The sequence below is a fragment of the Streptomyces sp. KR55 genome, assembly GCF_052245645.1.
GTDB classification, from domain to species: domain Bacteria; phylum Actinomycetota; class Actinomycetes; order Streptomycetales; family Streptomycetaceae; genus Streptomyces; species Streptomyces flavusporus.
Window position 1 is genome coordinate 1 of record NZ_JBQQCE010000872.1, and the last position, 1,652, is coordinate 1,652.

A 1,652-nucleotide genomic window follows, 5' to 3' on the forward strand; every position below is an offset into this window, starting at 1 on the left:
GTCCGGGCTGCTCGCGGAGCAGAAGCAGAAGGCCCGCGTCACCGCCGAGGACGCCTCGGCCGGGCCCCGCACGGTGGAGGCCACCCGGCTGACGCCCGGTGATGTGATCGAACTCGCGGTCGACGATGTCGTACCGGCCGACGCACGTCTGCTGTGGGAGGACGGCCTGGAGGTGGACGAGTCGGCGCTGACCGGCGAGTCCCTGCCGGTGAACAAGCAGACGGAGCCGACCCCGCGCGCCGCGGTGGCCGACCGCCGCTGCATGGTGTTCGAGGGCACGACCGTCGTCGCCGGACAGGCCAGGGCCGTCGTCGTGGAGACCGGCGACCGTACCGAGGCGGCCCGCGCCGTCCACCTCGCCGCCCGCACACCGCCCGCCGCGGGCGTCCAGGCCCGGCTGCAGGAACTCACCCGCAAGGCACTGCCGTTGACCATGGCGGGCGGCGCCGCGGTGACCGGCCTGTCGCTGGTGCGCGGCGCACCGATACGCCGGGCCGTCAGCGGTGGCGTCGCGGTGGCGGTGGCCGCCGTCCCCGAAGGACTGCCCCTGGTGGCCACGGTCGCGCAGTTGGCGGCTGCCCGCCGACTCAGCCGACGGGGCGTCCTGGTCCGTGCTCCGCGCACGCTGGAGGCTCTCGGCCGGATGGACACGGTCTGCTTCGACAAGACCGGCACCCTCACCGAGAACAAGTTGCGCCTGGTCCGCGTGACCGACGTGGACGGGGCGGTCCGTACGCCGGACCAGGCCGCGGACTCGGTCACCATGCGGGTCGCGGTGCGCGCCTGCCCCCAGCCCGAGGAGGGGCCCGACCGGCCCGTGCACGCCACCGACGAGGCGGTCCTGGACGCGGCGCCGCGCGACCCCGAGTGGGTCCAGACCGAGGGCAGGCCGTTCGAGGCCGGCCGGGGCTACGCCGGCGCGGTGGGCCACGCGGCGGACGGTGAGCGCATGCTCGTCGTCAAGGGCGCGCCGGAGACCGTGCTGCCCGCCTGCCACGACGTCCCCGACCACGCCTCCGGCAAGGCCCAGGAGCTGGCCCGCGACGGGCTGCGCGTCCTGGCGGTCGCCCAACGGCGCCTGGCCGAGGACGAGAAGGACATCGAAGCGTGCGAAGCCCCCCTGGAGAAGCTGGAGTTCACCGGACTGCTCGCGCTGGCCGACGTAGCGCGTGAGACGTCCACTGCGCTCGTGCACGGGCTGCGCGAGGCGGGCGTACGACCGGTGATGCTGACCGGCGACCACCCGCAGACCGCCCGGGCGATCGCCCTCGACCTGGGCTGGCCCGAGGACACGGCCGTGATCACCGGCGACGAACTGGCCGCCGCCGACCGCTCGGAACGCTCCCGCATGCTGCACGACGTGGGCGTCGTGGCCCGGGTCGCGCCCGAGCAGAAGCTCCAGGTCGTCGAGGCGCTGATGGACGCCGGCCGGGTCGTCGGGATGGTCGGCGACGGCGCCAACGACGCCGCTGCCATCCGCGCCGCCGACATCGGCGTCGGGATCAGCGCCCGCGGCTCGGCGGCCGCCCGCAACGCCGCCGACATGGTGCTCACCGATGACGACCTCACCGTCCTCGTCGAGGCCGTCGCCGAGGGCCGCGCCCTGTGGCACAGCGTCGCCGACGCCGTCGCCATCCTGATCGGTGGCAACG

The 1,652-nt window shown here is 75.2% G+C and carries 1 protein-coding gene; it reads left to right on the plus strand.

Features of this window, described 5'->3' with window-relative positions; all coding sequences use genetic code 11:
- Positions 1-1,652, plus strand: a 1,652-nt coding sequence (locus ACTWQJ_RS51130) for an HAD-IC family P-type ATPase (protein WP_443313157.1), incomplete at both ends; no start/stop codon positions are given.